Source organism: Sphingomonas sp. (assembly GCF_048594985.1).
Classification (GTDB): domain Bacteria; phylum Pseudomonadota; class Alphaproteobacteria; order Sphingomonadales; family Sphingomonadaceae; genus Sphingomonas_I.
Window position 1 is genome coordinate 1 of record NZ_JBMDXG010000311.1, and the last position, 3,620, is coordinate 3,620.

General features: G+C 71.5%; 3 protein-coding genes. 1 reads left to right on the plus strand and 2 read right to left on the minus strand.

The genetic code is table 11. The annotated features are described in order from the left end of the window. Positions 1-65 precede the first annotated feature (65 nt). Positions 66-1,775, minus strand: coding sequence for a transglycosylase SLT domain-containing protein (locus tag ACOJSF_RS12835; protein ID WP_420142591.1), 1,710 nt, complete (start codon positions 1,773-1,775; stop codon positions 66-68). Positions 1,776-1,783: 8 nt separating this feature from the next. Next, on the minus strand, positions 1,784-2,479 hold the full coding sequence (locus tag ACOJSF_RS12840) for a uracil-DNA glycosylase family protein (protein ID WP_420142592.1): 696 nt from the start codon (positions 2,477-2,479) through the stop codon (positions 1,784-1,786). Between the two features lie 151 nt (positions 2,480-2,630). Between ACOJSF_RS12840 and ACOJSF_RS12845 the strand changes: the two genes are divergently transcribed. After that, positions 2,631-3,620: NAD(P)/FAD-dependent oxidoreductase (locus ACOJSF_RS12845; RefSeq protein WP_420142593.1), on the plus strand; the 990-nt coding region annotated here is incomplete at its 3' end.

Sequence of the window (3,620 nt, forward strand, 5' to 3'; positions counted from 1 at the left end):
CGTGTCGGAGACGGTGAGGACGGCGATACGAACGGGGAGGAAGGCCGCGCTCTCGTCGATCGGCATCAATTGGCGCCGGCGACGAGCGCGCCCGTGCCGGCAACCTGCGCGGCGCGCACGGGGAAGCGCGGCCATTCGCCGCGCGCGAGGTTTGCGAGTCTGCTGGTCGAGACGCCCATCCGCCGTTGATAGATCCAGTAATTGCGCAGCACGATCGCGACGTAGCCGCGCGTTTCCGCATAGGGGATCGATTCGATGAAGAGCAGCGGGTCGGCGGCGACGGCGGGCGAGGTCGCCCAGCGCGCGACCGCGTTCGGCCCGGCATTATAGGCGGCGATCACCTTGGGCAGCAGCCCGCCGGTGGTGCCGCTATCGGCCAGTTCCTGCAGATAGGATTGGCCATATTCGAAGTTGAGCGCCGGATCGGACAGGCGCTGCACCACATCCTCGCTCTCGCCCCGATGGCGGGCGACGAGGCGCGCGGTGGCGGGCATGAGCTGCATCAGCCCGCGCGCGCCGGCGGGGCTGACCGCGTCGACCCGCATTTCCGATTCCTGAAGCGCATGGGCCAGTACCAGCGCGCGATCGACGCGCCAGCCGCCGGTCGGGCTCCACGCGGGAAGCGGATAACGCTGGGCGAGCGTGAGTTGCGCGCCGGCGGGGGCATTCTGCGCGAGCCAGACCTGCGTCGCGGGCAGATGGAGCGCGGCGGTGAAGGCGATCAGCGCGCCATGCTCGGCCGGGCTGCCGATCCGCGCCTGCCGCCGCAGAAGGGCGTCGGCAAGATCGGTCTCCCCGATTTCGACCAGAGCGGCGGCGGTACGGAACGGCGCGCGGCGGAGCAGGGCGTCGAACTGGCCCGGCTGCGGCTCCTCCAGCCCGGTCTCGCGGCCGAGCATGGCGGCGGCGAGGAGGCCGTAGAACGTCTGCTCGCGCGCGGCGGCGCCCTCCAGCAGCGGCTTTGCGCGCTCGGGCTGGCCGGCGGCAGTGAAGGCGCGCGCGGCCCAGAAGCGGCCGGCGGCGGCGGTTTCCGCCTCGCTCGCATTCGATCCGACGCGGGAGAAAGCGATGGCCGCGTCTGCATGCGCGCCCGCGCGATAGGCGGCGAGGCCGTTGACCCACGCGGCGTCGACCGACCATTCGCCCGCGCCTGTCTGCGCCAGCGTCGCGACGCGGCGGGCGGAGGCGTCGTCGCCGGCCTGATAATAAGCCCAGGCGAGGCGATAGCGCCATTCGGTCAGGCATTCGGCCGGGAGGGTGCCGGCCGCGCCCTCGATCAGCGGCTCCGCAGAGGCGGGGCTGCCCGCGCGGAGAAGCGGCTGCGCGGCGCGTTCGAGGCGGTCGCCGCCCGGCGTGGGGCGCGATCGGGCGCGCTTGCTCGGCCCTGCCAGCCGCACCAGCCGCTGTTCAGCGGGAAGCGCGCCGGCGCCAAGCCCCGCGAGCTTCGCGAGCGTGGGAGCGTCGGGCAGAGCGGGGTCGTCGCGGAGCAAGGCGGCAATGGCGGCGCTATCCACGGGCAGCGTGCCCTGCGCGAGCAGGCGGGCGCGGGCATAATCGGCGAGCGGGCCGGCAGGCGCGGCGTCGAGCAGGGCCTTGGCCTCCGTCCCGTTGCCTGTGCGCAGCGCGGCGAACAGGCGCTGGAAGGCGGGCCGGTCGGCCGCCGCCACCTGCTGTGGCAGGAGGGGAGCGGACGACGGGGCGGGGATTGCCAGCGGGGCCAGTTCGGCGGCGGTCGCCGGATGCGCGACGGCGCACGCCGCGAGCGCGAGGACCAAAGCCCCCTTCACAGCGCGATGAACCGCTGGAGATCGGCCCAGACGGGCTGGCGGTAATCGCGGCTCTGATGCACCATTCGGGGCGCGAAGGAAGCCACCGTGGCGACCTGCCGCCCGCCAATCTCGACCTGATGCACCGCGTCGCGCGCGCGCGCGGCCGGAGCCCGGAGCAAGGCCTGTGCCGGCGCGTCGCCGAGCAGGAGCAGGCGGCGGGGCGCGGCGAGGCCGAGATGGTGGTGGAGCAACGGTGTCAGCGCCGTGAGATCCGCCTCGCGCAGCCGGCCGATGCTGGGCCGCGCGGGCGACAGCGGCAGCAGATAGACCGACGCGCGGGCCAGCCCAATCGCGCCGAGCATCCGGTCGAACAAGGTCCCCACTTCACCGGAGAGCAGCGCGCCCGCCGCGCGATCCTCCGCCTCCGGCATGTCGACCACGACCACGTCGCCCTGCGCCGGATCGCCGATCGCGTCGAGCCGGGCGGCCACGGGCCCCGGAACGGCCGCGTCGATGAGCAGCCATGCGCGGAAGGCGGCGAGATCGGCCGGTAGGGCCGTCGCGGGCGTGGGGAGGGGGGTTGGGGCAGATGCGGGCACCCCCGGCACAGGCGAGCGCTCGATCGCCGGGGCGGGGGCCAGCCAGTCGCGCGGGGCGTCATCGACCAGCACGTCGACCCCCGCTTCCGCCCACCAATCAAGCGCGCTCAACGCGACGCCATCGACCATCTTAAGGAAACCCCGCTTTGCCGCCGCGTTAGACTGCATGGTTGACGAACGCGTCAATCTGCGCGCAGCGGCTTTATGACAAGACGTTCGGACGATACGACGACCGGACCGAAGCGGCCGTAACGGAGAGCAAGTGTCAGACCGCGAGACGATGGAATATGACGTGGTCATCGTCGGCGCGGGCCCTGCGGGGCTCGCGGCGGCGATCCGCCTGAAGCAGCTTTCGCCCGATCTCACGGTGTGCGTGCTGGAGAAGGGATCGGAGGTCGGCGCACACATCCTATCGGGCGCGGTGATCGATCCGATCGCACTCGACGAACTGATCCCCGATTGGCGGACGCGCGGCTGCCCGCTCGACGTGCCGGTGACCGAGAATGAGCATTGGTTCCTGAGCGAGACGGGCCGCTGGCCGATCCCGCACCTGCTGATGCCGCGCTTCATGTCGAACAAGGGCACCTATACCGGCTCGCTCGGCAATTTGTGCCGCTGGCTGGCGGACCAGGCGCAGGAGCTGGGGGTCGAGGTGTTCCCGGGCTTCGCGGCGGCTGAGATCCTGTTCGACGGCGACGGCGCGGTGAAGGGCGTCGCGACGGGTGACATGGGCGTGGCGCGCGACGGCACCTATCGCGCGGATCATCAGCCGGGGATCGAGCTGCATGCCCGCTATACGTTGTTCGCCGAGGGCGCGCGCGGCAGCCTGACCAAGGAAGCGAAGCGGATCTTCGATCTCGAAGCCGACGGCAGGTTTCAGGTCTATGGTCTTGGTTTCAAGGAGCTTTGGGACATCCATCCCGCCAAGCATGTGCCCGGCCGCGTGATCCATACGCAGGGCTGGCCGCTGGCGGGAGAGGTCGGCGGGGGTTTCCTCTATCATCAGGGGAACAATCAGGTCGCGCTCGGCTTCGTGGTCGGGCTCGGCTATTCCAACCCGCATCTGTCGCCGTTCGAAGAGTTCCAGCGCTGGAAACAGCACCCAGCGATCCGCCCGATCCTCGAAGGAGGACGGCGGGTGAGCTATGGCGCGCGCGCGATCAATGAGGGCGGCTGGCAGTCGGTGCCGACGCTCGCTTTCCCCGGCGGGGCGCTGATCGGCTGCGCGGCGGGCTTTGTGAACGTCCCGCGC